Below are 26,910 nucleotides of genomic sequence, written 5' to 3'. Positions count from 1 at the left end.
GGGTGAAGTCATTGATTGGCTACTTGGACATCATGTCTTACTTTACAGAGAGCAACCTGGAGTGGTTATTGGACCAATTTAGAGCATTAGGCCCGCTGCCGGGCATCCTTCTGACGTTCCTAAAGTCCTTCATTCCACCGATGCCCACGATCGTGATCGTGGGTGTGAATGCGGCGGTGTATGGGCTTTGGGCAGGGTTTCTTTACTCCTGGATCGGTATGGTGGCAGGATGTTTAACGACCTTTCTCATCGTGCGCAAAATATCCGGTACGCCCCTGATCGAACGCTGGGCAAAAAAGCCTAAAGTTCAGCGTGGTATGCGCTGGATTCAGCGCAACGGTTTCAGTTACGTTTTCCTGCTTGGCATACTTCCCGTTGGGCCGTTTGTCGCGGTCAATGTGGCCGCCGGGCTGGCCAGAATGAACCTGATGTCCTATCTGATGGCTGTCACCTTGGGCAAGGGCATTATGGTGTTCTGTGTCTCTTACATCGGTGCCAACCTGTCCGATTTTATTGCGGAACCTTTTAAATTGTTCGGAGTCCTTGCCTTTATCGTACTGTCCTTATGGGTCAGCCGGAAGCTGGATTCATACTTTATAAGAAAACAATCGGTACACGATCAACAAGCAGAGCTTGAGTCCAGTTGAATAGCATGATTGAAAAGGAGCAAGCGTTATGACCAAATTGGCCTCATCCATTCTGGAAATGATTCGAATGATGATCATTATGATGATCTTTGTCATGGTTCTGGGCAACATAGAACATCAAATACTGAAGAGCTGGATACCCTGGAATGGACTATATTGGCTGTTCCTGTTCGCGGGGAATGTATTGTGGTTTCTTGTACTTTACCGGAATCGCCTGCAGTTCAGCGGCTGGTATCGTTCAGCCGCGACCCAGCACAAGCTGTCTAGAAATACGACGAGGATTGTCATGGCGATGGGCATGGTCCTTATCGGTGCGCCCATAATGATCACGTGGTTCATTGAAATAGGTTAATCCATTGGTCATAGGTTAAAACGTTCGGATATAAAGGGGCAGTTTCAAAGGTGTATCGACCTTTGGAACTGCCCTTGTTTGATAATTACAGTCTTTTTCGTTTATACAACGTTACGAGGAGACATGAGAGAAGCAGGAGGACGATTGATACGCCGGCGTACAAGGCTTCCTTGGCACTTCCTTGTTCCTCGGCAGCCCCGTTTGACCCATCGCCCGGCCGGCCCATTCCCCGGCCTCCCTGCATTTGACCGCCAAACTCGCCGCCAAATCCGTTCCCCATCTGCCCCTGAGGGAAATCCTGCATCTGGCTTTGCCCACTCTGGCCGGGAGTCTGAGGCATGGTTGGTTGATTGTCATCGGAAGGGGGCTGCTCCGACGATTGGGTTTGATCTTCAGGGAGCTCCGCTGCATTTGGTGATGGTTCCGTAGTTACGGCTGGAGCAGCATCAACCGTTGTTTTTTCGTTGGAACTGCTTGTGCTCGATCCGACAGACGATACGACGGACAAGGAAGGTTCGTCCCCTTCAAGCGCGGTGTCACGATCTCCCTCAGCTTTGCCGGAGTTAACGTCGGTGCTGCTTCCCGAAGCATCGTCAGAAGAATCAGGAGCAGCACTGTCGTTGTTGGCAGGCCTGTTCCCGCCAGAGATGCCTCCGGCAGGGGCATCGTTAGGGGGAAACGATCCGGCTCCATTCGTCTCGCCGCCAGGTCGCATGCCACGACCACCGCCGGGACCCATACCGCCTCCGCTGCCGCTTCCATCGCCAGCGGAGGGGAGCGTTCCATCCAGCTGTTGCTGGATGGAATCCATTGATTCTTGAACGTATGAGGTGAGCGTCGGGATGGATTGCTCGTACACCTCATAGGAATAGAAAGGTCTTGGGTCTTGCTTTACGTGCTCGGAAATTAAGTCTTGCAATTGCGCAACTCGCTCATTGAATGTTTCCTGCTGCATGTAGCCCTCCAGCATCTCCGAGAGGATGGCGTGATAGCGTTCCTTATATTCGTCAATCGCGAGCAGCTTGGCAATCAGGGGCCTTTCCGCCAAAGCTCCCTGGGTTGGCTCGTCAATGAGGATGCTGGAGCCCCCAAGTCCCCGAATGCCATATTATAATCCCAAGGCAGGACGGAGAAAATGCCGTTGTTCTCATATAAATAATAGTTCTGTTTGTTCGATCCCAGATAACTGTCCATATTGGAGGCAACTACGTTCAAGGCAACGTACTTGAGTACATTATCGACATCCAGCACCTTCTCATAATCGGTGCCGTTATTAAGCTCATCCAGCATGTCGATCAATATATCGTCATTGGATGATTTGGATTTCATGACAAGCCCGGTGTAGGAATCGGGATCATTGCCAAGCCACGTCAGATCGCTGCCTGCCCCGGTCATCTCTGCCTTGTACAACGCGCCGTAGGAATGATCGAAATGACGCTGCAGATAGGAGTCGCCAATCTGTTCAATCGCGAGGTAGAACCCCCATAATTCATCGTTTACGTATACATTGACGTAGGAAAAGCCGGGCGTCGGCAGTCCGACGGAATCCGCCAGCTCGTAGGTCAGAAATTCCCGCATATACGATGCGTCGCTGTAGTTGTTGTTCAGATTGATTTTGCTGATTCCATTCAAGGTCTGATTAAGGTATTCGTCAAAGGATATTTTAAAGCTGTAGCGGTCGGAGTCCGAATTCACCACGCTGCGCAGGCTTAAGTTGCCTTTGGTTCGAATGCCGACATGATCAAATTGCATGCCGTTGTAATTGACGGATGCTTCTTTATATTCTTCAGCGCTGGCGTTGTCCAGCATATCCTGAAAATCAGCTTCGTCAATCGTGATTTTTACATCAACAACCTTATCTTTCGGAAAAACCGTCGAATCCATTTGCTTCTGCTGAGCATCGCTCTCGGTGCTGCTTACCGTCCCGGCAGCCGTGGGTGTCCATTGGCAGCCTGAGATTAGTAGGATTATGGCCATCACGAGGAACAGTTGGACCGTCATTCTTTTTTTATCATCTCTGACCACCGCCTGACTTAGGATACATAGTCGCCACTGTAACTGATCAGAACCGCGTTATGAACACCTGGCAGCTGGGACAGCTTGTTCACGAACTGGCCTTCGGCGTCGCGCAGCCTTACTTCCAGTGTCAGCTCAATGCTGCCTGGGGTCACGGTTTTTTGCTTCAGATTATAACGCTTCACGGCTTGACCCATTTGTTCTTTTATGGCTTGCTCGCTCTGTTCATTCTCGCAATGAATCACGAGCAGATAAGGCGTATCCACCGTTGCTTTTTTAATGAAGAAGAACAGGATCAGACCGACTACGATGGAGCCGATGGCAGCCAGCGTGTAGAACCCGGCCCCGGTTACGATCCCGGCAACCGCGGCCCAGAACAGGAAAATCAGATCGGTTGGGTCCTTGATGGGCGTACGGAAACGGACGATGGAGAGTGCGCCGACCATACCGAGCGAGAGCACGAGATTGGAGTTAATGGCTATGATGACAACGGCCGTGATCATGGTCATCCCGATCAGAGACACGTTAAAGCTTTTGGAATACAGCACGCCGCTGAAGACTCTTTTATAGAGCAGATAAATGAATAACCCGATCACAAAGGCAACGGCCAGCGTAATCAGAATTTTGGCGAAACTGATATCGGATACGAAGTTTTCCATGACGGATTTTTTGACGATATCCGAAAAATTGGTGGTGTTCGTGTTGCTTGAAGTCGATGTGGTGTTCATGAATTATTGATCCTCCCATGTGTTATATTTCAGAAATTTACGGCACATCACGTATTTGGAGGCCGATTGACGGCCAAGTCCTTCCAGCTGCAGTGCAATTTTGATGTAATCCGGGATGTATTCGTCATATTTGACCTCGAGTATAATCAGATTCTCATCGATTGCCCGGATGGGCAGCAGATTCCGATTGAACAGATCCGTGGAGTGCAGGCCGGTTCGAAGCTCCTTGTCAAACGTAATTCGGACATTTCCGTTGGCGCACACATACGGCTCGCGGACATAATCGACAATGACCTTGGGGCGCAGAAGCTTATGCTTCATCTCGTGATACAGCTCCATCATCAATGGCTTGTCCGGCTGATAGAGGCATTCGTATTGACCGGCCATGATCTGATCGGCCATCGCCCTTGTGAGCGGCTCCTTCAGCTTGGCAATGTAATCCCGGAATTTGATTTTTTTCTCAAAATGAATGGTGTTGTCGGTTACGTTGTAGATACGGATGCGGTATTTCACCCGGTCCCGAACCCCAGCCAGCTTCTCGTATAAGGCTTTGTTGTTGATATCGTCAAAGTACAAGCTTCGAATGTGATATTCCCCGCCGGGGCCTGCATGCTGATCGTAGGTCACCAGATTTTTTAATCGTTGACGGATGATTCGGTACTGGTGAACATTCACAAAAAATTTAAGCTCGTTCCGGTATTTCAATTGGGTTGTCATGATTCCACCTCGTTTCTCTCTATCATTCGTGTGCTTGATTGCTTACGAAATTTATCCTATCAATCGTTCCTGATATCTTTCTTAATTGCGGCTGAATGTAAACTGAATGTTTTCGCTATGTAAAAATCGAAGGATCGAAGCAGGACAAAATTCATGATTCAATGGATCCGAATTGTTCGTGGAGGCTAGCTAAGAGGTCCCGCTGCTGTAACAATTGTGGTAGGATGATACTATATTCGCGAAGAGAATGGACGATGCGTCATGATCTATTATGTGGTAGCGCTTTGGAGCGCGGCGGCTGTGCTGCTGTTCAATCAGCCTCGGAGCGAGGTGAACCGCTGGGCGGCTTTTTTTCTGTGGAGCGCAGGAATCGGCGGCTTGACAGATTTGCTTGTGCCTGCGGGTTTTATCGCGGCACGGTACGAGCCGTGGATTCAATATCTCAACCATACGTTGACACCGTACGGCGTGTTAATATTTTGCATGGTGTATACCCGCAGGCCCGAGAATCATAAGAGAATGCGCGATTTCAAAATAGGCTTGTTTCTGCCGGTGCTCGCGATGCTGGCCCAGGTGCTTTTGACGGAAGCTTACCGAATTCATTATGGCTGGTTATTCGTGTGGACGGTTCCGTATTATGTGGCCGCATGCGCCTTGCTTATTCGCGCGTTGTCGCATGAGATGAATCCGCAAAAACGCAAAGGCATGTGGATCACCACCTGGATTATGGTGCCTACCTTGCTCGGCGTGATGCTGCTGATTAATGTGGGAAATCTGATCTCGCCCGGTTATGATTCATTCCGGTACGTGTCCCTGTTCATTCTGTATTCGCTGGGCGTTGCCGTCATCTGTACCTTTGTGTACGGCGTCCTGGGTGTACGCCTGAAGTTTGAGCGCGATCCGCTGGATCGCACGATGCAGGCGGTCAGCTCGGGGACATCGATGCTGAATCATAGCATTAAGAACGAGATCGGGAAGATTGCGATGAGCGCGGAAAACGTAAAGCGGCTGCTGCCACAAGACAACGGCGTTGCCATCGAACAGCTTGAGGTCATAGCGAATTCATCGGAGCATCTGCTTGCCATGGCGGGACGCATGCAGCAGCAGATGAAGGCGTTTAAGCTGGTGGAACAGCCAGTCCGCATGGATCAGCTGCTTGCTGAACTGCAGCTCCGCGAACAGGATCTGCTGCGCAGGCATGAGGTCGAAATGAACGTAATCTGCAGGCAGCGACCGTGGCTGCTCGCGGATGCCGTCCATTTGAAGGAAACGATCAGCAATCTCATTCGCAACAGCGTGGAGGCGATGCCTGAGGGAGGGCTGATTACGATAACGGTAACGGCTGGCCGCAAAGGGGCGGCGATTACCGTTAAAGATAACGGGACCGGCATTCCAAGCGCGCAGCAGGAGCTCGTGTTTGAACCTTTTTACAGTACCAAGGGCCACAAGAAAGATAACTTCGGGCTTGGTTTGTCGTATGTTTATAACGTGATGAAGAAAAGCGGTGGTTCCGTTAGTCTGGAGAGCCGCGAATCGGTTGGTACGGAGATTTCGTTATATTTTCCGCGCAGTAAAATCATTCGTTTATCCGGGAGGGAAGAAGCTTGAACCGCATACAAATCTTCTTGGTAGAGGATGATCCGGATTGGGTTAAATCGATGACCGTTTTTCTGAATGCGCAGGAAGACATGATCGTTGTCGGCACGGCCGAGTCGCCCGAACAAGCGATGGCGATGGCGCATATCCTCTCCTTTGACATCGTGCTTATGGATATTCAGCTGACTGCAGGTCGACTTGACGGGATATACACGGCCGCCGAAATTCTTGAGCGTAAACCGCAGGCCAAGGTCATCATGCTGACCTCGCTGGGTGACGAGCTGGTGATCATGCAATCCTTTACGGCTGGAGCCGTCAATTATATTGAGAAGCCGAGGTTTAAGGAGCTTCCGGCAGCGATCCGAAGCGCCGTGCTTCATTCGGGATCGATGGAGGTGCTGCTCAAGGAATTTGCCCGCCTCAAGCGCGAAGAGCAGCTTCGCGGCTTAACACCTGCGGAGCGTGAGGTTTTTGATCTGTTGGATGAAGGGTACACCCATTCCCAGATGGAGCAGAAACTGTTCAAAACCGAGAGCACGCTCAAGAACCAGATCAATAAAATATTAAAAAAGCTCGGGGTAAGAAGCAGCAAGGAAGCCGTGGAGAAGGTCCGCCGGAAAGGGATTGTAAAAGAGAACGACAACTAGCACCGGTGCGGATTAAGACTGGATCATATCGAAGGATCGGAAGAGGTACTACGAAACGTAGTACCTCTTCTTGGTATGTTCTACAAAAGTGAGGTCTAACGGCGAGTCCCCGGCGGCTGTAAAATGACTTGTAGATAGAGAGGTGTCCGGCTTAAGAAACTAGAGGACATCCCGAGGGGAGCTAAAGCGCATGAAGAGAAATCCGATCTATGTTGAACTCGATATCCAGTCGGATATGGATAAGCTGTGGACGTTGACGCAAAAGCCTGAGCTGCATCAACAGTGGGATCTGCGATTTTCCGAGATTCATTATGTACCGGAGGCTGATTCGGATATCCAGCGGTTTTTATATAAAACCCGCATTGGGTTTGGACTGGAAGTGACAGGGTCGGGAGCCACGAAAACGGCTGTTCACCCGAAGACGGGGAAACGAATCTCGGTGCTGCGATTCGGCTCGGATCAGCGCAGCTCCCTCATTCGGGAGGGAAGCGGCTATTGGAAGTATCAGGACAAGGGGAGCGGGGGCATACGTTTCTCTACCCAATACGATTACAAAACGCGGTTCGGCCTGGCGGGCGCCTGGTTTGACCGTTTGTTGTTCCGGCCTTTATTCGGCCTGGCGACGGCTTGGAGCTTTGATGTGCTGCGATTGTGGGCAGAGAAGGATATTCCGCCCTTGGCAACGATCCGGAAGGCATTCATCCATGCCTTGAGCGTGATGATGCTGGTCGTTCTATGGTGTTATGAGGGGCTGGTACCGAAGCTGTTGTTCCCGGAAGCCGGGGAGCTTGATCTGTTGAGGCAGTCGGGCTTGGCTGGAGAGCAGGAGGGGTTGGTGTTAACCTTACTCGGCATTGCCGAGATCGGCGTCGGCTTATTGACGCTGCTCTTTCACAAGAGTCGGTTGTGGTACAGGCTGCTGATGAGCTTGCTTGCGATCTTGATGCTTGGAGCATGGATAACAGACCCTCAGTTAATGAAGGCCCCGTTCAATCCGTTAACGCTTAGTGGATCCATGATGGGGTTTTGCTTGATGGCTTCACTGTCCGCTGTAGATTTACCAAGCGCCTACCGCCCGGCACGAAAACCCGTCCCCGGGGATAAATCCCGCAAAGGAGGGGTGAGTCGTGACCTCGATCTATGAACAAGCGCTAGGCTCGCAATTTCAAATGCTCCATCCCAAAATTCGGGAGCGCTTCGGGTTTGACAGCAAGGATCACATCGCTTCGATTGGCGAAGGCGTCATGGAAGAGATCTGGTACGCGCCTTGGGCTGCACTGCCTCTCTATATAGGCACGATGCGGCATATTATGTTTCCGAATCGAGGGAAAGGGATCCCGTTTCGGATTGAGAATTATGCTTATCGTGACGAATGGGGAAGAGAAACGGTGACGTGGTGTCGCAGCTTTGATTTTCCGGGTGTCCAAAGGCGGTTTGATGCCACAATGATCTATAGCGCACAGCGCCGCCGTATCGTGGATTATTTAGGGAATAAACAGCACTTGGCGGTCGATCTCCGGATAGCCGCGGGGGAGAGCGGCGGCATTTGCATTCAATCGGGGGAGCAGAGATTTTATGAGGGGCTTTTGCAGTTTCGATTTCCCCGGTGGTTCACCGGAACAGCCGATGTAAACGAATGGTATGATGACGGGAATCAACGATACCGGATATCCGTTGAGGTGCGCAATCCGATACTGGGGCCTGTCTTCCGGTACAAGGGAAGCTTCCAGGCCCGGACCATTGATGTGGCCGATGGAGCCGTTCCGAAACATGTAAAACCTCTGCGAGTTGAGGCTAGAGAGTAGCGGCGGTATCGGAGGAGGAGAGGCTGCTGCTCTTGCGCTCACGGAACATTCGGTAGTATAGAAACGAAGATACGACATATAGCGTTCCGGTAATGCAAAATGTGATCGCATATCCCCAATAGCTGCCGTAAGTGGTGACGAGCTTGGATTGTACGGGTCCCATGGTGGCCCAGCCCAGCATGAAGGCCGTTTGCGTAACCGAATTGGCGATTCCTCTTCGGTGATCCGGTACACGGTCGATTAGAATCGAGGATTGTATCGGATTGGCGGCATTCATCAGGGCTTGGCGGAACAGGAAGCCGACCGATGCAATGAGAAGTACGTTCGTGAATCCGGTTAACAGCAGGAAGGGCAAGGATAGAACTTGAAAGAGCACCACGGCCTTAACGGCTCCCACCCGATTCACCAGCGTAGGTCCGATCAGCATCGATACAATGGTCATGACTTGTCCAAGTGATATCAGAATGCCGACGGCCGATAAAGATACCGAGAAGCGGTTGGTAAAGTACAAATTCAAATAAGGCACGACAAGTCCCGAGCCCAGGCCGATTAACAATTGGGCAAGCGCGAACTGCCCGATGACTTTGTAATCCCCCAGACCGGAGGCGTTTACTGCTTTTCCTGCCTGAGCCGGTGGATGATCAGGAAGCGGTGCATCCAATGCCTGTATGTCTTCGGCCTTCTGATCGGCTGTGAACAAGAGCGGGATGAATGCCGCCAAGGTAGCCAGTCCGCCTATGAATAGCGCGGTTTTCAAGCTGCCGACCTTGTTCATACCAACGGCCTGCAGGGCATCCGCCAAGAATCCGCCTCCCATGCTGCCGAGCACTTGAGAAGCAAGGACAAGCGAGGCGTGAATGCTAAAGATCCGCATGCGAGCCGATTTCGCCGTGTTTTCCGCTAGAAAGGGGATAGCCAGCACCTGAAAAAAGGATGCGAACAGACCGGTATATACCGCAAGACCAAGCAAGCTGAACTCGCTCTCCAGAAAAGAGCGCGCGATCAGACCCGCACCGCTTAACAATGCCCCCAGGACGAGGATTCGCTTACGGCTGCCGCGGTCTCCGATCAGGCCAATCGGAATGAACATCAATGCCGTTGCCAGGGATTGAATACTGACCACTGTTCCATTCATGGAGTCATTATACCCAAGACCTTGTATGTACAAATTGTAGAGCACGCTAAACATGCCTGTACCGATCTGATACAGCACGTTGGCTAGAAAAAACAGCTTGATGTTGCGCGGCCAAGAACGCATTTCTTTTGCCGACTGTTGGATGAAACTCATGATGATACCCCCTAAATTTTACAGCAGCAACCTCTATTCTAGCAGGTTCCACAGAAGGGAGGAAGAAATATTATATCGAAATGAAGTGTGATTGACATGTTATAGACAAAAATATAAAATGTCTATATAAATTACTAATTGAAAAGTGGTGTTTGCATTGGATCCGAACGAGCGTTTCTGGAATGCTTCTATAGATGAACTTAAGCAAGGCTATATCGACGAAGGTCCCGTATGGGTATGTCTCTTGTGCGGCAAGACGATCGAGAAAGGGATCATCTATCCGGACCAGGATGTGTTATATGAGTCAGAACGATACATGACCATTCATATCCGCCGGGAGCATGGCTCCGTATTTCAGTATTTGTCAGGGCTCGATAAGAAGCTGACTGGATTAACCGAGCATCAGAATCGATTGCTGCAGCTCTTCTATCAAGGCATGAACGATAAAGAGGTGCAACAGGAGCTCGGCATAGGCAGTGCTTCGACGATTCGCAATCACCGGTTTGCCTTGAAGGAGAAGGAAAGACAGTCCAAGGTACTGCTGACTTTAATGGAGCTGCTGAAGGAAAAGGATGACCATGCACCGGCATTCGTGGAGATTCCCAAGCGCGCCAAGATGGTGGATGAGCGCTACAATGTCACCGAAGAAGAGCGGCAAGCGATCCTGGCCAAGGTGTTTCCTGAAGGGACCGATGGTCCGCTGAAGACATTTAAGCTCAAAGAGAAGCAGAAGTACGTCGTGTTGCGAGAAATCGCAGCTCGTTTTCAACCGGACGTCAAATATACGGAGCAAGAAATCAACGATACGATCGGGAGGGACCATCCCGATTATGTGACGATTCGCCGGTATTTGATTGAATATGGTTTTTTGGATCGCAAGGATGATGGAAGCGAGTACTGGTTAACAACGTAAACGCTAAGATTAGGAGGGTTTAACGCGATGAATCGTAGACAGGAACTAAATCAAATGTATAAGGAAATCAAGATCGAAGCAGGCGTGTATCAAATTCGAAACACAAAGAACGGCAAAGTGTTTGTGGCCGGAACGAATAACTTGAAGACCATGAACGGCAAACGATTCGAGCTGCAGATGGGAACGAGCTACAATAAGACGCTTCAGTGGGAATGGAATGAGTATGGCGAGGATGCTTTTGTCTTCGAGATTCTGGAAACCATCGAACCGAAAGAGGATCCGTTCTATGATCTGAAGGGCGCGGTCAGCAAACGGGAGGCATATTGGATTGAACAGCTGGAACCTTTTGGAGAAAAGGGGTATAACGCAGAGCGAAAATAAGGCTTTTCTGTGGCGAACCGATGTGCGGCCATGAAATCACATTCCTTTCGTTTGCAATACGCTGTAAGGGTAAGATATGATGAATTTAGCGGCTTTAATCGCTTCCTTTCCTACTTCTTACTACACGAAAGCGAGACGTGAACACGATAATGAGATCCATAGCATGGGTAACCGACAGCACGAGTACGATCGATCCTGACTTCGCCAAGGAAAATCATATTTATATTGTACCTTTGAGGTTGATACTTGGACAGGAGGAGTACAGGGAAGGAATTGATATTTCGGCTGAGGCCTTTTATGAAAGAATGAAAGATGAACCGAAAGTAAGCAGTTCACAGCCTCCAATCGGTGAATTCATCGAATTATATGAATCCTTGAAAGAGAAGTATGATGATATCATCGCCATTCACTGTTCATCCGAGCTTAGCGGAACCTTGAATTCATCTATGCAGGCGGCAGAGATTGCCGAGGTACCCGTGGTTGGCATCGATTCCCAAGCGGGAGCGTTCCCGGTACGCGAAATGATCATGTCCGGGATTCACTGGCATAGCCAGGGGGATACCGTGCAGGTGATTAAAGAGAAAATTCAGTCCATGGTGCAAAACATGTCATTCTACCTTATTCCGGCAAGCCTGCACCGGCTTCATAGCAGCGGCCGGGTATCCGGCACCCAGCTTCTTCTCAGCAACCTGCTCCGCATTCATCTGCTGCTCCGTTTTGATGAAGGCAAGGTCATTGTGGAAGAGAAGATCCGGACGTTCAAGAAGGCCAAGTCACGAATGCTGGAGCTTATGAAAATGGATTTGCAGAAAATTAAAAAGGTCTGCATCATGCACGCGAACAACGTAGAAGAGGCCGAGGAGATCCAGAAGGAAATCAGCGGAGCCCATCCGGCGTTGAAAACCGAAATTATGACCTTTATTCCCGTTGCGGGCATCCATGCCGGCGAAGGCACCATTGCCATGTCGTGGATTAAATATCATCCTGCATATTCCTAGTTATAGTACAGATCCTGCCTGCAGATACTATCTGCAGGCTTTTGCTTGTGATTCGATTCGATATGACCTTTGATGGTTGTATATGTAGTAGGAGATGATTCCAAGGAAAGGAATGATGTTAATATGAAGGTGATTATCACGCAAGCTGAAGCGATGCAAAAGAATATATGGGATGATATTATGCTGATGTTCGGAAGAACGGATGAGGATGAAGTGTGGGACACAGAGCAGTTTATATTAACAGAGGAGCAGGCCCGTAAGCTCGGCCTGCTTAAATAGGCGAAGAAGGGTCGCTGTTGACGCGGCTCTTTTCTACTTCTAGCGGGCAGCTTCAACTGGTTTGGACTGTATGGAAATCATGTTATGATGGAAGGACTCTGTGGAACAGAGGACGAATATAGTAGTGTGAATTTGAAGGAAGGTGACAATGTTGAGGCGTAAGACAAAATGGATGTGCTTAACGATGCTGGTTGTCATCTTGCTATTGGCTGCGGCAGGTTGTCGGGGCGGAGCCGAACCGGGCAACCCCGGGAACAACGGACAAGGAGCTTCGCCGTCGGAGGAAATACAGGAGCCGCAGACCCCGTCTCAAGCTGATGAAGACGGGACTCCGGGTCCATCTGGCAGCTCGGACAACAATGGCGAGGAAGGGAATCTGCCCGAGAACGGGACTGAGGATGCGGTAACGGAGCTTCTGAATAGCATGACCGTCAAGGAGAAGATCGGTCAGCTGGTGCTGGTTGGAATCGAAGGGACTACGATGGATGATACCACGCGCAGATTGCTGGAGGATTACCATGTAGGCGGTATTATCCTTTTTAAGGATAATATCGAGAACGCCCGGCAGTCGGCAGACCTGCTGAATGAGCTGAAAAAAGCAAATGCTGCGAATCCGGTACCGCTCTGGCTGAGCATTGATGAGGAGGGCGGACGGGTTACCCGTTTTCCTGATGAATACGTGAAGCTGCCGTCAAGCGGTAAAATTGGGAGGAGCGATGATCTTACGCTGACCAAGCAAGTTGGTGGACTTATCGCGCAGAAGGTGTCGGGAGTCGGAATCAATATGGTTTTTGCCCCGGTGCTGGACATTGATAGCAACCCGAACAATCCGGTCATCGGCGATCGATCCTTTGGCACAACGGCAGAAACCGTAAGCACGCAGGGAATCGCCTCGATGAAGGGGATACAGGAGAATGGTGTCGTACCTGTAGTGAAGCATTTCCCTGGGCATGGCGATACTTCGGTCGATTCCCATCTCGGGCTGCCGGTTGTTGACCATGATCTGAAGCGTCTGCATGAATTGGAGCTGGTACCGTTTCAACAAGCGATTGATGAAGGAGCCGATGTGGTTATGGTTGCCCATCTGCTGATGAAGAGCATCGATCCGGATACGCCATCCTCCTATTCGAAACCCGTTATCAACGATTTGTTAAGGGAAGAAATGGGGTTTAAGGGTGTCGTTATAACGGATGATATGACCATGGGGGCGATTTCCGGCAGCACAGACTTAGGAGAGGCTTCCGTGAAGTCCGTCGTCGCAGGGAGCAACATGATTCTGATCGGACATGAATATGCATTGGAAGAAGCCGTCATTCAGGCATTAACCGAGGCTGCCCATAGCGGCGTGATCCCGGAGGAGATGCTGAACGACCGGGTGAGGGCAACGCTTGAAATAAAGCACAAATATCAGCTGAGCGATGAGCCCGTGAAGGCTCCCGATGTGAAATCGTTGAATCAAGAAACGAAAGCGGTACTAGATCAGCTTAAGTAAACGTAGCATATGTAGTGTAAGAAGATGAAGCATATAAAAACCCGATCTCAGCCTGAGATCGGGTGAACAGAACTAGAATATATTAGAAGTTGATATAGTGTGAAAAATATGCTAGAATGAAGGATAAATAACTATTGGCTTAATGTCATAATAACCTAATGCTAGATTAGCATGAAAATATGGGATTGTCAACAGGGGGGCATAGAATGGAGAACCGTCAAAGTGCGGATTTTGCATTGGAACGAGAGGTTACGGAAACAGAGAAAGCGGCTAATTCTCCGACAGAGGATTTTTCGGTTCATGACGATCTCTCACTTCCACCAGGCATCAAGATTAGCGATCCGGTTCGCATGTACCTGAAAGAAATCGGTCGTGTTCCCCTCCTTACAGCCGATGAAGAAGTGGAACTGTCCAAACGAATAGAGGAGGGAGATGAAGAAGCGAAACGCCGTTTGGCTGAAGCGAATCTTCGTCTCGTTGTAAGTATAGCAAGACGCTATGCTGGCCGGGGAATGCAGTTCCTGGATCTGATACAGGAAGGCAACATGGGCCTGATCAAAGCGGTGGAGAAGTTCGACTACTCCAAGGGCTTTAAGTTTAGTACGTATGCCACTTGGTGGATTCGCCAAGCGATTACCCGCTCGATTGCTGACCAAGCAAGAACTATCCGGATTCCGGTGCATATGGTAGAGACGATTAATAAGCTCGTACGTGTCTCCAGGCAGCTCCTTCAGGAGCTGGGACGCGAACCGACACCGGAAGAAATCGGTAAGGAGATGGATATCTCGCCGGAAAAAGTACGTGAGATCCAGAAGGTATCCCAAGAACCTGTGTCTCTGGAAACACCGGTCGGGGAGGAAAGCGACTCCAACCTGGGCGATTTCATTGAGGATCAGGACGCATTGGCGCCGGCAGATGCCGCAGCGTTTGAGCTGCTGAAGGAACAGCTGGAGGAAGTGCTGGATACGCTCACCGAGCGTGAAGAGAATGTGCTCCGACTGCGCTTTGGACTTGAGGATGGACGGACCCGCACCCTGGAGGAAGTAGGCCAGGTATTCGGCGTTACGCGTGAACGCATTCGGCAGATCGAGGCGAAGGCGCTTCGTAAATTGCGTCATCCGAGCCGCAGCAAACGACTCAAGGATTTCCTTGAATAAATTCTGGGGGACAAATAAAGAGATGATGAATGAATCCTTGGTTACGGTCTACGGGCTGTAATCCAGGGATTTTTTGCTATTTCGCCAGGATTCCACTCCAGATTGACACCACCTAAGCAGTTGGATCATAATGATGTAACATCCCCACATTTAGTAAGGAATGTGCCTAATGTGAAGAATAGGGAGTGACATGTCTACGATGACTTTACATACATCTGCTATCGACCGATTGTGCAAGCGCAATGTGGAGCTGTCTGCTTTTTCGACGTATGGGATCGGCGGTTCAGCCAATTATCTGGCCATGCCTGAAACGGCAAATGACCTGGCGGATCTCCTGCAGGACTGCAGGAAACGCGGGATACCATGGTACATCTTTGGAATGGGCTCCAACATTCTGTTTCCGGATGAACCGAAACATGACCTGGTGTTTATATCGCTCAAAAACCTGGTGGAGCTGCGGGTGTCGGCTGATAAATGGTACGTTTCATCCGGCGCGCCGATGTCGTTATTGTCCTTGATGGGGTTAATGGGTGGAACGGATTTGCTTGATTTTACTTTTTTGCTGCCTGGCTGCGTAGGGGCCGGCATCTATATGAACGCTAAATATAATGCTCGTCAAATCTGCGATATTCTGGACACGGTCTATTATATCGATACGACGGATCCGAGCTTAAAGGTACGGTCCATTCCCGTAGCGGACTGTTTATTTGCATACAAGCAATCCATCTTCCAGCAGCATCCGTGGATCATAGTAGGGGCCGATCTTAATATTCCGGTCAGCTCGAAGGAACAGATCAGCATGACATCTGAAGTTCTCACAGAGTGGAAGACTCGCGGCAGCCATCCATCCTCATTGCCATCGTTTTTCTCATTCTTTCTGGGTGAAGTGCACGCGCTGGCAGGAAAGGGAATAGAGACGCCTCAGTCGATGCTTGATATCATCAAGTACCGGACGAGTAAACGCCATTTCGACTACCCGTCCTGCGGTTCCGTATTCAAAAATAATTATGATTATGGAGTAGCCGTCGGCTCGCTCGTGGATCAGCTGAATATGAAGGGAACCGAATATGGCGGCGCGATCATCTCTCCGCATCACGGCAACATGATTCTGAACCAGAAGCATGCGAAGGCAACCGATATCCTCTACTTGATGAATCTGATCTCGGAATCGATTAACAACCATTTTGGATTCGTTCCGGAGCCGGAAATTGTATTGGTATAAACACGGTCTAAAAATAATCTCTGTAAAGGAATTGGAATAAGTAGAATTTAACGATATAATCAGATAGGTGATCATCTGTTTATTGATATAAACGATGAAATTTATGTTGCGAGAGGGGCATTATATATGGCAAAAACATTAATTTTTGGACACAAAAATCCGGATACGGACACAATCTGCTCTGCTATTGCTTATGCTGATTTGAAGAACCAGCTCGGCCTTTCTGCCGAGCCCGTGCGTCTTGGAGACGTTAACGGTGAAACGCAATATGCGCTCGATTACTTTAAGGTCGAAGCTCCTCGTTTCGTTGAGACGGTTGCAAACGAAGCCCAAGACGTTATCCTCGTGGACCATAACGAGCGTCAGCAAAGCGCAAGCGACATTGATCAGGTTCGCGTGATTGAGGTTATCGATCATCACCGCATCGCGAATTTTGAGACAAGCCACCCATTATACTACCGTGCGGAGCCTGTCGGCTGCACAGCTACCATTCTGAACAAGATCTACAAGGAAAAAGGTATCACCGTTCGCAAAGAAATTGCTGGCCTGATGCTGTCCGCCATCATCTCGGACTCCCTGTTGTTCAAATCCCCAACCTGCACAGACGAAGATATCGCAGCAGCTCGCGAGCTGGCTGAGATCGCTGGCGTGGATGCAGACAGCTATGGGCTCAATATGCTCAAGGCAGGCGCCGATCTGAGCGACAAAACCATCGCGCAATTGATCTCCCTGGACGCCAAGGAATTCCAAATGGGCGGAGCCAAAGTGGAAATCGCACAGGTTAACGCGGTGGATACCAATGATGTATTGTCCCGTCAAGCCGAACTCGAAGATGCGATTCAAGCGATTATTGCCGACAAAAACCTGGACCTGTTCGTCTTCGTAGTGACAGATATTCTGAACAACGATTCGATCGCTCTTGCACTCGGTAAAGAGTCCAAGGCCGTTGAGAAAGCCTACAATGTGTCCCTGTCGGAGAACAAGGCTCTTCTTAAAGGCGTGGTTTCCCGCAAATCGCAGATTGTTCCTGTCCTGACCGAAGCATTCAATCAATAATATTTGTGTGAACCTAAACAAGCCTGACCATCGACTGAGGAATCAGCGGGGAAGGCTTGTTTTTTTATTTGGGATGTTTCCCGGTTCGACATAGCGTACGATCCTTCATCGCCCCGTATTTAAGCGCTTCCGAAGATTGAAATATTGTAATGAATTTACATCAAATTGACATCCATTTTACCAAGTGGGTCCTTATAATAAAGTTATGAATGATAAAATACATATACGTTTCAAATATCCAGGAATTGGGTTACTAATATTTAATGCGTGATAAGTCGGGTAGGGTTCACGAGCTGAATCCATTTAATAGAAGATGAAGAGGGAGCGATGAGAAGATGAAGAAGTCGGCTTGGAAATTGGGAGCAATGATGCTGCTGGTACTGATCATGATGACAACCGTTGGCGTAGCCTCAGGCAACAATTATGAGCCGGTTCCGAAAGCTTCGAATCAGGAAGCTGTCTATATTAACGGGCTTGAGATTAGAGACGGCAAGGTCTATCTGCAAGTAGATCCAATTAAATGGTACGAGGGCGAGGAAGCGAATCAGGTATTCCGCGAACGGGAGCAGGACCCTGAGATGACGGAAGCACCGGATGGTTATTATATCGTAAATGATACGGAAGAACAGATTGAACTTCCTGTGGCTGATGATGCCGAAGTGCTGCTTCAGTTGTACGATCATACCGGACGGTATGAGGATGCTCAGATTTCCTGGAACCAGATGGTGAGCCTGGACAAATTCACGAATATCTACGAAAAGGATGATATCGTAGACATGAAATGGTTTCCATTTCATATCACCGTCGAAGATGGCGTCGTAGTGAAGATGATCCAGCAATACGTGCCTTAAATGGATGTTAAATAGAATAAACGGACGATAAAGAGCCGCTTCATGGGTTATTCCTAACCGATGGAGCGGCTCTTGTGTTAAGAGATAAGAAAGTATAAACATCCGAGGCTTAGCATCCTTATCTCGCAAGATAAACTTCCGCTAAATGCGGTCTGTCTGCTGGGAAAGTACGTCGATAGACGTTTTTCTTATTCAATGACTAAAGGTTATGCGTTAAGCGGGTACATTACCGGCTATGTTTCATCGGTTTGAGTTTACCATTCACCACATCGCTCACGAACGGAGCAATTCTGGATTTGCGCTCCTCGTATTCTTCCTTCGTCAGTTTGCCTTCGGTCAACTTCTGATCCAGGCGCTTCGTGAGTGCCTGGACTTGTTGATCAATGACGGACTGGACGGGCACGTCTTGCTCCTTCGCGATCTGTGCCAGCGATTTTCCAGATTGGAGCGACTGCTTGAGTGCTTCCGGCGTCGTCTTCAGAAGTTTGGCCAGCTCGTCGCTATCCGAGATCAACCGGCCATGGCGCTGATGCATCCGCTGCTTCTGCCACCCGCCTTTGGCGTCAAGCAGCTTGTCCGCGGCAGCGGAGTAATCGATGGATTTGCCCAGCTGCTTCGGATGCGAGGAGATTTTATCCTTCAACAGCTCAACGATCTTGGCTTTTACGGCCTCTCTGGATACACCTTGTTCCTTGGCTATTTCCGCGAGTGTCGAGGTTTTGAGTTTATCTCGAAGAACTTGCGGTTCCAGCTTCAGAAATTCGGAGATGGCCTTGAACATATGACCGGGTTTATGTTGCCCGCGTTCGTCTTGGGAAGAAGGAACAGCCGGTGATTCTGTTTGCTGTCCGACCGGTTCCGCCGAGACCGAGACGGGAAGATAAGCGAGGCCCATGACTACAGCGATGGCGACAAGCACCAGCCGCTTCATTGACTTCAAGTGTGTTGTCATTGTTGTTTACCGCCTTTCTTGATGTTGGTCTTACAGTCCATCATTCTTTCCCGCTAAACTGAATTCATCCTTAAAATAACCTTAAAATAGGATGAAAATACATAAATTTCATATCAGACGGTGAAAATTGACCATTCTATGAAACTATCGACTCTTCTCTGCTAATATGGTATCATGGAGTCTTGATAACGTACTAAAGCGAAAAAGCAGTCTTTGCATCTGATGCGAATTCCTTTGCATCCAGAATATAGCTGCGTTTAATGTCTACGAGGGGGATTTTTTGGTGAAAAAGATAGCATCAGTATTAGCAGGCTTCATGCTGTTATTAACCGTAGTCGGCTGTTCAAGCTCCGCAAGCGGCGGCAATGAGCTGGTTGTCGGGATCGACGACAAGTTTGCGCCCATGGGCTTTCGCGACGAGAGCAATGAAATTGTCGGCTTTGATATCGATTATGCCCGTGCAGCCGCTGAGAAGATGGGCAAGGAAGTCAAGTTCCAGCCGATTGACTGGAAATCGAAGGAGTCCGAACTTAGCAGCGGCCGCATTGACTTGATATGGAACGGCTATACCATCACCGATGAGCGCAAGGAGAAAGTGTTGTTCACCAAGCCTTATCTGGAGAACAGTCAGGTCGTCGCCGTGCTGGCTGATTCGGATATAACTTCGATCAGCGATTTGGCAGGCAAAGAGATCGGTTTGCAGTCGCTGTCCTCGGCAGCTGACGCGTTAAGCGCCAACGAGATTCACACGCAAGTGAAGAAGATCAACGAATTCCCTGACAATATGCTGGCTCTGAGCGATTTGAAGAATGGACGCGTAGAGGCTGTGGTCATAGACGAAGTGGTGATGAAATACTTCATGTCCAAGGAAGAGGGAATATACAAGATTCTCGAGGAATCTCTGGCACCGGAGCAGTACGGGATCGGGGTTAAAAAAGGCAACGAGGAGCTGCTTCAAAGCCTGCAAAAAGCACTGGACGAAATGAATGCCGATGGTACGGCAGCCAAGATTTCCGAGAAATGGTTTGGCGAAAACAAAGTGTTGAAGTAAGACGTTCCACAAGGATGGTTATTCATCCTTCCATAGGTATTCCAAAAAACCGGACTTTGACCAAAGGCTCCGGTTTTGTGTTCCTTCCATGGGTCTACGATATTTTTGAAGAACTTCAAGCATCTCAAGAAGTTTTTCCATTAGGAGTTAAGCGTATATGAGTATGGATTACATTGTTCAAATCGGCAAACCGATGCTGGAGGGCGCACAGACAACGATACTGTTGTTTTTAATTGCTATCCTGGTTTCCATCCCGCTCGGGTTTGTGTTCACGTTAATGGTTCGAAGCGCAATCAAGCCGCTGGCTTGGTTGGCCAATGCCTATATTTATGTGTTTCGTGGTACCCCGCTGCTGCTGCAGCTGTTGTTCTTTTGTTTTGGGCTGCCAGTGCTGCCCGTGATCGGAGAGTATCTCGTTCTGGACCGTTTTGTAGCCGCATGTTTGGCATTTGTGCTAAACTATGCTGCTTATTTTGCGGAGATCTTTCGGGGAGGCCTCTTGGCGATTGACAAGGGTCAATATGAAGCGTCCAAGGTGCTGGGCCTGAACCGCTGGCAAACGACCACGAAAGTGATTCTGCCCCAAATGTTTCGCGTAGCCCTGCCGGCGGTATCCAATGAATCCATTACACTGGTAAAAGATACGGCGCTGCTGTATGCCGTAGCGGTTCCGGAGTTACTGCACTTCGCCTATACGGCGGTCAATCGCGATGTTACGATTATGCCGTTTTTCATTGCAGGCGTCATATACCTGCTAATGACGCTCGTGTTAACCATGTTGTTTAAGTTTCTGGAACGCCGATTTAAATATGAATAGAAGGACTGTCGTGTAATGGCAATTATCGAAGTAACCCATGTGAAAAAATCCTTCGGCCAGCTGGACGTGCTGAAGGACGTCAGCTTTGAGATTCAGAAGAATGAAGTGATTGCCGTCATCGGACCTTCCGGATCGGGGAAGAGCACCATGCTCCGGAGCCTGGTGCATCTGGAGGAGATTAATGGCGGATCGATCAAGCTGCAGGATCAATATCTCGTGAAGGATGGCGTATATGCCAGCCCGCCGGGGATCAAAGCGATCACATCCCGGATGGGCATGGTATTCCAGCATTTTAACCTGTTTCCTCATCTCACGGTACAGGAGAATCTGGGACTGGCACCTAAACATGTGAAGAAACAATCAAAGGAAGAGGTTAGGGTAAACAGCGCCGCTCTGCTGAAGAAGGTCGGTTTATCTGATAAAGCAGACGTATACCCCGGGAATCTGTCGGGCGGACAGAAACAGCGTGTGGCCATTGCGAGAGCACTGATGATGAATCCGGACATCATGCTGTTTGACGAACCGACATCGGCGCTGGACCCCGAGCTGACCGGCGAGGTGCTGGCGGTTATCAAGCAGCTGGCCGAGGAGCATATGACGATGGTGATCGTCACGCATGAGATGAGTTTTGCCAAAGAAGTGGCGGACCGAATGATCTTCATGGATAACGGACAGGTCGTCGAATCCGGCACGCCGGATCAAATATTTAACCAACCGAAGGCAGAGCGCACCCGGGAATTTTTAATCCGGGCGACGCGTTGAAGAGAGACTGGCCCAGAGCCCGATCGGAAGATCGGTTTGGGCCGGTCTTTTTTTGGTGAAAAATAAGGCTATTTCGTGAAAGCGTTTAAATTACGGGTTGACGGAATCCGGTTTGGTCGATATCATTGTTTTAAAGAATGTTAAACTGTTTCATATAAACATCTATAAAACAACGGTGAGGAGCGGAATAAGTCATGAGTCATGTTATTACCATTCATTCGGATTTATCCAAAGGCAAGATCAACCGCAATATTTATGGTCATTTTTCCGAACATCTGGGTCGCTGCATTTATGAGGGCATATGGGTGGGTGAGGATTCACCGATTCCGAATACGGAGGGGATCCGCAATGATGTACTGGAGGCGCTGAAACAGCTTAACATACCGGTGCTGCGCTGGCCAGGCGGTTGTTTTGCCGACGAGTACCACTGGAAGGACGGCGTCGGTCCACGAGAGAATCGGAAGCAAATGGTCAATACGCACTGGGGCGGCGTTGTGGAGAACAACCATTTTGGCACCCACGAATTCCTCCGTCTTTGCGAGCTTCTGGGTTGTGAACCATACATATCGGGCAATGTCGGCAGCGGCACCGTGCAGGAAATGTCGGAATGGGTTGAATACATGACCTTTGATGGCGTGTCGCCGATGGCCGCATGGCGCCAGGAGAATGGCCGCGAGAAGCCATGGAATGTTAAATATTTTGGCGTCGGGAACGAGAACTGGGGCTGCGGCGGCAATATGCGGCCGGAGTATTATGCGGATCTGTACAGACGCTATCAGACTTATGTTCGCAACTATGGCGATAACAAGATCTACAAGATTGCCTGCGGCCCGAACGTGGATGATTACCGCTGGATGGAAACCGTGATGAGAGAAGCGCATCCGTTCATGGATGCCATCAGTCTTCACTATTACACGATTCCTGGCGAATTCTGGACAGGCAAAGGCGCTGCTACCGGATTCAGCGAACAGGAATGGTTCACCACGATGAAGAAGGCGCTTCATATGGATGAATTGATTACGAGACATTCGGCAATCATGGACCAGTATGATCCTAACAAGCGGATCGGCCTCATTGTAGACGAGTGGGGAACCTGGTTTGACGTAGAGCCTGGCACCAATCCGGGCTTCCTGTATCAGCAGAATACGATCCGTGATGCTCTGGTGGCGGGTTTAACGCTGAATATCTTCCACGAGCATAATGATCGGGTGGTCATGGCGAACATTGCGCAGATTGTCAATGTGCTGCAGTCCGTCATTTTAACCGAAGGCGAGAAGATGATTCTTACTCCGACTTATCATGTGTTTGATATGTATAAAGTGCATCAGGATGCAGAGCGTTTGGCTACCAACTACAGCGGCGCTGATTATGAGATGGACGGCGAGAAGATTCCGCAAGTATCCGTAACGGCCTCGAAGGATCAAGCCGGCAAAATCCATGTGAGTCTGTGTAATGTGAGTCATGCGGAGCAAAGTGACGTGACGATTCAGCTTCGGGGATTAAGCGGAGCGGTGTCCAAGATCGTAGGCCGGCAGCTAGCCTCCGATTCGCTGGACGCTCACAACACCTTTGAATCGCCGGAGACTCTGAAGCCGGCTGCATTCCATGCTTTTGAACAGGAAGGCGACGTTCTGCGTGCCAAGCTGGCACCGATGTCCGTTACCGTTCTCGAGATCACGGCAGGATAAACGAAGAGGATGGCGGATAATCGGTGTAAAGGTTGTCATGACGATTACCGGGTTAACGAGGAACAAATTACGCGCGTCCTATCATCTCCAATGTTTACGTCTGACCGTTGCGTGCCGGATGGTGAGTATGATGCCCGTCTGCGTGCGTGCTTCTCTTGTCCAAAGCTGCAAGGGAACACGACATGCACGCTGTGCGGCTGCATCGTACAGATCACCGCGAAGCTTAAAGACAAGCGATGTCCTTATCCGGGGCAGGACCGTTGGTCGGTTGCCCATAGCGCTTCATAGCCGAGTTATAGTAAGTCTGCTCTCATGGATGGATCATGGGAGCAGGCTTTTTTTAGTATGGGGGAACTTCCGTTATCTTTACAGAAACTTTCAACCTATGTTATGACTATTAGAAAAAAGATCAGCAGAACAGGGTGTGGACATGAAACGAGGAGGCTTTCTATACTACTGGACCGCGCATTCAAGCATTTCGCTTGCAGGCGTTGTCTACATCATGGTATTGACTACCTTTATGTATCAAGAATCCGGATCGGCCTTTATTGCCGCGTTATTCCCGCTGTTTAACGCAGTCGCACGGTTAGTCGCCGGCCTTACGGCTCCGCTTGTGATGGAGAAATTCGGCTTCTCCAAGCTTCTGGTGAGGCTTCAAGTCATGAAAGCCCTGTTGTTAACCGCATTGGTTATCGCATTTCCCTACATATCAACTCAGGTTTCCGTGCTGTGTATGTTTATCTTGTTCATTGCTTTTACCGAAGGATGGGGAAACCCGCTCATTCAGTCCATGGTTCCGAGAGTAGTTGCACCTGACCGGCTGGTTAAGGCTAACAGCTCTCTGTCCGTGACTAGTCAATCCTTGCAGATTGCAGGATATACCTTCACGGGCTTTCTCGTTGTACGGTTTGGACATATGCCGACGTTAATCATGAGCTGCGTACTCATCTGGGTATCCGTGTTGTGCCTTTGGATCGCAGCACGCTCTATGAAGGAGAAGGAACCGGCTGCGGCGGGAGGAGCGAAAACAGGCTGGGAAGTGATTCGTGAAGGCTGGTTCTACCTGTGGAGAAATCCGACATTAAGAATCGTGACGATGATGGATATGATTGAAGGGATCGCGGGAACCATCTGGGTGGGAGCGATCACGCTGGTGTATGTCAAGGAAGTGCTGCATCAAGGCGAAGCTTGGTGGGGATTCATTAATGCAAGTTATTATATAGGCGCCATTGCGGGTGGGCTGCTGATGCTGCTCCTGTCTTCCTTTATCCAGAAAAATCTGATTCCATGCATGGCCGTAGGATCAGCGGTGTTCAGTTTGCTTACCCTGTGGTATGGCCTAAACAGTATCCCGATCATGGCATTAATCCTATGTATTGCAATGGGACCGGCCTATCAGCTGCGGGATGTGGCGCAGCAAACCGCGCTCCAATCCAGCGTGGATCAAGAGCTGCTGCCGAAAATCTACGCTTCGCGTGATATCTTGCTGTCCACGGTAACGAGTTTATCGATTGCGGTCATGGGTCTGATTGCGGATACACTCGGCATTCGCATGGTGTACATTGCAGGCTCCATCTGTATTGCGATATCCGCAGGGTTATCGTTCGCGCTTCTGAGACTGCAGAGGAAATCGGCTATAGCGGCCGAAAAGGGCGGTAGCAGCTTTTCATAACATGTAAAAAAAGAGCCGTACCACTGGATCAGGATCTTGGGAGACTGATCGTCAGGTGCGGCTCTCTTTCTATGTTCTAAGATATCAGAAAGTATAAACTTCGGAGGATGTGCTGCCTGATATCGCAAGAAAAACTACCGTTAAACGCGGTCTGTCTTCTTCGAGAGTACGTCGATGGACGTTTTTCTTACATAAGGTCGTCGCTTAGGCTTTGTTTTTCTTGCCAAACAACGAATCGACCGAGAGCAGGCTGCTGCCGCTAAGGGCAAGATGAACGGCCATGGCCAGCAAGGCAATATCCAATTCATAGCCACCCAGGAAGCCCATGCCGAGCTTGGCCTGAAAAATAGCTACGACAAGCACAACGCCAAGAACAAGGGAGGCAATTCTCGTTCCCAAACCGATAATCAATGCAATACCACCCACAATTTCGATAATGGCCACAACGGTCGCCATGAATGCGGGGATTCCCAAACTGGCGAAAAAGCCCTCGATGTTGCCGATGCCGCTCTGGAATTTATCCAAACCGTGAGCCAAAAAGATAACGCCCAGAATAACCCGAATAATGAAAGTACCCATAGAAGAATAGCTACGCATGAATGGTAACAGCTCCTTATTTTTAAGTGGTTATCAACTAACTTTTGTATAGCTGAAACTATAGATTGTATCATACTCAATTATGCTATTGATTGTCAAGTAACTTACTAAAAATAATCAAGTTTCACGACTTAGTGTCTGGGACGGTATTCTGTCGGCGACTGCCCGGTCCAGCGGCGGAATTGCCTTGAAAAATGGCTGGCTGAGCGAAAGCCGAGTTTGTCGGCAATCGCCGTCATTGGCAGATGGGTCGTGACCAGCAGCTCTTTGGCCAGGGTGAGCTTTTGTCGGCTGATATATTGTCTTGGCGATATTCCGTAAACTTGGCGAAACAACTTGCTGCATTGGCTGCGGCTTAAATTCAGCTCTTTGGATACGGCTGTGACAGAGATCTCTTCTGTAAGCCCTGATGACAGCTTCTCTTCAATGGCATGCGCCGCATCGGCTGCAAGCAAGGAAGACGGCTTGTGGGAGCCTGATACTGCCTGTGTCGACGAAGACAGCTTGACTTCATCCTGCACCTTCAGGAGGGAGAGCACATCGTGGATGATGAGTAATGTATAGGATTGGAGCAGAAGTCTGTCTTCAAAAGTGAGATTGTATTCAGCCCTCGGGTTCTCCGGTTGAAGCGAATGGGCTGCCGGCTGACTGCGTCGAACGATTCCCTCCAGCTCTTGAACGTATGCCTTCAGATTGCTGTGCTCGCTTTCCTGTTGGCGAATGTGACGGTAAGGGGCAGCGGATAATGAGCTTCGAATTTCCTGATCATCGAGATCAAAATGAACATTAAAGTATCCATATGGCCCGTTGGCCAGATTCGTGGTTTGATGGGGGACTCCGGATTTGATCAGAAGCCATTCTCCTTGCCGCAGCGTAAAAGACTCCCGATGAATTTCCTGGAGAACCTCGCCTTCCAGACAGTACAGCAGCTCAAACAGGTGATGATGATGCCTCGGATAACTCCAGCCGGGCGGCTGGGAATCGAAATGGCATCCCGTTACTTGAAGCGTGTGAATCATATTGGGAAAGCGAAAAGCGATATCCATAATGGCCATGCTCCTTTAGCTTCGAAAATTCCAGTGATTATGCCATATATTGTATCATAATAGGTTCTTCTCGATTCTGAATATTCGGCACAAAAGGTATAAAGAATGCTCCATTTGGAGATTGAGCAGCACGAGCTTTTGATAGATGATGACAATAGCAAGCAAAATGATACGAGCAGG

At 49.5% G+C, this 26,910-nt stretch carries 29 protein-coding genes; 21 read left to right on the top strand and 8 right to left on the bottom strand.

Annotated elements, in window-relative coordinates:
- Nucleotides 1-32: 32 nt before the first annotated feature.
- Together BJP58_RS07540 and BJP58_RS07535 are read left to right on the top strand one after the other, a co-directional pair.
- Nucleotides 33-647, top strand: a complete 615-nt coding sequence (locus BJP58_RS07540; RefSeq protein ID WP_194543447.1) for a TVP38/TMEM64 family protein — start codon at nt 33-35, stop codon at nt 645-647.
- Between the two features lie 28 nt (nt 648-675).
- On the top strand, nt 676-999 hold the full coding sequence (locus BJP58_RS07535) for a hypothetical protein (protein WP_194543446.1): 324 nt from the start codon (nt 676-678) through the stop codon (nt 997-999).
- An 85-nt stretch (nt 1,000-1,084) separates the two neighbouring features.
- Here the strand turns inward: BJP58_RS07535 and BJP58_RS33895 are convergent, their stop codons facing one another.
- From BJP58_RS33895 to BJP58_RS07520, 4 genes are read right to left on the bottom strand one after another with little or no spacing between them, the layout of a single operon-like run.
- Nucleotides 1,085-2,047: a CotH kinase family protein gene (locus BJP58_RS33895; RefSeq protein WP_267907879.1), complete on the bottom strand. Its 963-nt coding sequence runs from the start codon at nt 2,045-2,047 to the stop codon at nt 1,085-1,087.
- Nucleotides 2,029-3,000, bottom strand: a complete 972-nt coding sequence (locus BJP58_RS33890) for a CotH kinase family protein (RefSeq protein WP_267907878.1) — start codon at nt 2,998-3,000, stop codon at nt 2,029-2,031. The genes BJP58_RS33895 and BJP58_RS33890 overlap by 19 nt, the downstream gene beginning before the upstream one ends.
- A 32-nt stretch (nt 3,001-3,032) precedes the next feature.
- The gene (locus tag BJP58_RS07525) at nt 3,033-3,743 is read right to left on the bottom strand and encodes a DUF4956 domain-containing protein (protein ID WP_194543445.1); all 711 of its coding nucleotides are present in this window, start codon (nt 3,741-3,743) and stop codon (nt 3,033-3,035) included.
- Nucleotides 3,744-3,746: 3 nt separating this feature from the next.
- Nucleotides 3,747-4,460: a polyphosphate polymerase domain-containing protein gene (locus tag BJP58_RS07520; RefSeq protein ID WP_194543444.1), complete on the bottom strand. Its 714-nt coding sequence runs from the start codon at nt 4,458-4,460 to the stop codon at nt 3,747-3,749.
- 261 nt (nt 4,461-4,721) lie between these two features.
- Between BJP58_RS07520 and BJP58_RS07515 the strand changes: the two genes are divergently transcribed.
- From BJP58_RS07515 to BJP58_RS07500, 4 genes are all read left to right on the top strand, one after another.
- Nucleotides 4,722-6,068: a sensor histidine kinase gene (locus BJP58_RS07515; RefSeq protein WP_194543443.1), complete on the top strand. Its 1,347-nt coding sequence runs from the start codon at nt 4,722-4,724 to the stop codon at nt 6,066-6,068.
- The gene (locus BJP58_RS07510; RefSeq protein WP_194543442.1) at nt 6,065-6,703 is read left to right on the top strand and encodes a response regulator transcription factor; all 639 of its coding nucleotides are present in this window, start codon (nt 6,065-6,067) and stop codon (nt 6,701-6,703) included. Before BJP58_RS07515 ends, BJP58_RS07510 begins: the two co-directional genes overlap by 4 nt.
- Before the next feature lie 190 nt (nt 6,704-6,893).
- Nucleotides 6,894-7,847, top strand: a complete 954-nt coding sequence (locus tag BJP58_RS07505) for a DoxX-like family protein (protein WP_194543441.1) — start codon at nt 6,894-6,896, stop codon at nt 7,845-7,847.
- On the top strand, nt 7,831-8,508 hold the full coding sequence (locus BJP58_RS07500) for a DUF4166 domain-containing protein (RefSeq protein WP_194543440.1): 678 nt from the start codon (nt 7,831-7,833) through the stop codon (nt 8,506-8,508). Before BJP58_RS07505 ends, BJP58_RS07500 begins: the two co-directional genes overlap by 17 nt.
- Here BJP58_RS07500 and BJP58_RS07495 read toward each other — a convergent pair.
- On the bottom strand, nt 8,498-9,796 hold the full coding sequence (locus BJP58_RS07495; RefSeq protein WP_194543439.1) for an MFS transporter: 1,299 nt from the start codon (nt 9,794-9,796) through the stop codon (nt 8,498-8,500). The genes BJP58_RS07500 and BJP58_RS07495 overlap by 11 nt on opposite strands.
- 157 nt (nt 9,797-9,953) lie before the next feature.
- On the opposite strand from BJP58_RS07495, the gene BJP58_RS07490 reads away from it, so the two are divergent.
- The 9 genes from BJP58_RS07490 (at nt 9,954) to BJP58_RS07450 (ending at nt 18,145) form a co-directional block, all read left to right on the top strand.
- Nucleotides 9,954-10,709 (top strand): DUF2087 domain-containing protein, encoded by a 756-nt coding sequence (locus BJP58_RS07490; RefSeq protein WP_071220271.1) that lies wholly within the window; start codon nt 9,954-9,956, stop codon nt 10,707-10,709.
- A gap of 27 nt (nt 10,710-10,736) precedes the next feature.
- Nucleotides 10,737-11,090: a GIY-YIG nuclease family protein gene (locus BJP58_RS07485; protein WP_194543438.1), complete on the top strand. Its 354-nt coding sequence runs from the start codon at nt 10,737-10,739 to the stop codon at nt 11,088-11,090.
- Nucleotides 11,091-11,239: 149 nt separating this feature from the next.
- Entirely contained in the window at nt 11,240-12,088 is an 849-nt protein-coding gene (locus BJP58_RS07480) for a DegV family protein (RefSeq protein WP_194543437.1), read from the top strand.
- 123 nt (nt 12,089-12,211) lie between these two features.
- The gene (locus BJP58_RS07475; RefSeq protein WP_165593394.1) at nt 12,212-12,367 is read left to right on the top strand and encodes a hypothetical protein; all 156 of its coding nucleotides are present in this window, start codon (nt 12,212-12,214) and stop codon (nt 12,365-12,367) included.
- A gap of 148 nt (nt 12,368-12,515) precedes the next feature.
- Nucleotides 12,516-13,859, top strand: coding sequence for a beta-N-acetylhexosaminidase (gene nagZ, locus BJP58_RS07470; protein ID WP_194543436.1), 1,344 nt, complete (start codon nt 12,516-12,518; stop codon nt 13,857-13,859).
- A 179-nt stretch (nt 13,860-14,038) separates the two neighbouring features.
- Nucleotides 14,039-15,016 carry an RNA polymerase sigma factor RpoD gene (rpoD, locus tag BJP58_RS07465; RefSeq protein ID WP_336245447.1) on the top strand — a complete coding sequence of 326 codons (978 nt, stop codon included), beginning with the start codon at nt 14,039-14,041 and terminating at the stop codon, nt 15,014-15,016.
- A 199-nt stretch (nt 15,017-15,215) separates the two neighbouring features.
- Nucleotides 15,216-16,238: a UDP-N-acetylmuramate dehydrogenase gene (locus BJP58_RS07460; protein WP_194543435.1), complete on the top strand. Its 1,023-nt coding sequence runs from the start codon at nt 15,216-15,218 to the stop codon at nt 16,236-16,238.
- A gap of 126 nt (nt 16,239-16,364) precedes the next feature.
- Entirely contained in the window at nt 16,365-17,294 is a 930-nt protein-coding gene (locus BJP58_RS07455) for a manganese-dependent inorganic pyrophosphatase (protein ID WP_194543434.1), read from the top strand.
- A 335-nt stretch (nt 17,295-17,629) separates the two neighbouring features.
- Entirely contained in the window at nt 17,630-18,145 is a 516-nt protein-coding gene (locus tag BJP58_RS07450) for a hypothetical protein (RefSeq protein WP_194543433.1), read from the top strand.
- Nucleotides 18,146-18,371: 226 nt separating this feature from the next.
- Here the strand turns inward: BJP58_RS07450 and BJP58_RS07445 are convergent, their stop codons facing one another.
- Nucleotides 18,372-19,097 (bottom strand): hypothetical protein, encoded by a 726-nt coding sequence (locus tag BJP58_RS07445; RefSeq protein WP_194543432.1) that lies wholly within the window; start codon nt 19,095-19,097, stop codon nt 18,372-18,374.
- Nucleotides 19,098-19,380: 283 nt separating this feature from the next.
- On the opposite strand from BJP58_RS07445, the gene BJP58_RS07440 reads away from it, so the two are divergent.
- From BJP58_RS07440 to BJP58_RS07415, 6 genes are all read left to right on the top strand, one after another.
- Nucleotides 19,381-20,148, top strand: coding sequence for an amino acid ABC transporter substrate-binding protein (locus tag BJP58_RS07440; protein WP_127592358.1), 768 nt, complete (start codon nt 19,381-19,383; stop codon nt 20,146-20,148).
- A gap of 157 nt (nt 20,149-20,305) precedes the next feature.
- Nucleotides 20,306-20,965, top strand: coding sequence for an amino acid ABC transporter permease (locus tag BJP58_RS07435; RefSeq protein ID WP_113058793.1), 660 nt, complete (start codon nt 20,306-20,308; stop codon nt 20,963-20,965).
- Between the two features lie 15 nt (nt 20,966-20,980).
- Nucleotides 20,981-21,727, top strand: a complete 747-nt coding sequence (locus BJP58_RS07430) for an amino acid ABC transporter ATP-binding protein (RefSeq protein ID WP_194543431.1) — start codon at nt 20,981-20,983, stop codon at nt 21,725-21,727.
- Between the two features lie 194 nt (nt 21,728-21,921).
- Nucleotides 21,922-23,415, top strand: coding sequence for an alpha-N-arabinofuranosidase (locus tag BJP58_RS07425; protein ID WP_194543430.1), 1,494 nt, complete (start codon nt 21,922-21,924; stop codon nt 23,413-23,415).
- 9 nt (nt 23,416-23,424) lie between these two features.
- The gene (locus BJP58_RS07420) at nt 23,425-23,703 is read left to right on the top strand and encodes a hypothetical protein (protein ID WP_194543429.1); all 279 of its coding nucleotides are present in this window, start codon (nt 23,425-23,427) and stop codon (nt 23,701-23,703) included.
- 142 nt (nt 23,704-23,845) lie between these two features.
- Nucleotides 23,846-25,087 carry an MFS transporter gene (locus BJP58_RS07415; protein WP_194544863.1) on the top strand — a complete coding sequence of 414 codons (1,242 nt, stop codon included), beginning with the start codon at nt 23,846-23,848 and terminating at the stop codon, nt 25,085-25,087.
- Nucleotides 25,088-25,291: 204 nt separating this feature from the next.
- Here the strand turns inward: BJP58_RS07415 and BJP58_RS07410 are convergent, their stop codons facing one another.
- On the bottom strand, nt 25,292-25,684 hold the full coding sequence (locus BJP58_RS07410) for a DoxX family protein (protein ID WP_194543428.1): 393 nt from the start codon (nt 25,682-25,684) through the stop codon (nt 25,292-25,294).
- Between the two features lie 131 nt (nt 25,685-25,815).
- The gene (locus tag BJP58_RS07405; protein ID WP_194543427.1) at nt 25,816-26,730 is read right to left on the bottom strand and encodes an AraC family transcriptional regulator; all 915 of its coding nucleotides are present in this window, start codon (nt 26,728-26,730) and stop codon (nt 25,816-25,818) included.
- Nucleotides 26,731-26,910: the final 180 nt, after the last annotated feature.

The sequence above is a fragment of the Paenibacillus sp. JZ16 genome, from assembly GCF_015326965.1.
Taxonomy (GTDB): Bacteria; Bacillota; Bacilli; order Paenibacillales; family Paenibacillaceae; genus Paenibacillus_AQ.
This window is presented reverse-complemented; position numbering and strand designations above follow the sequence as displayed.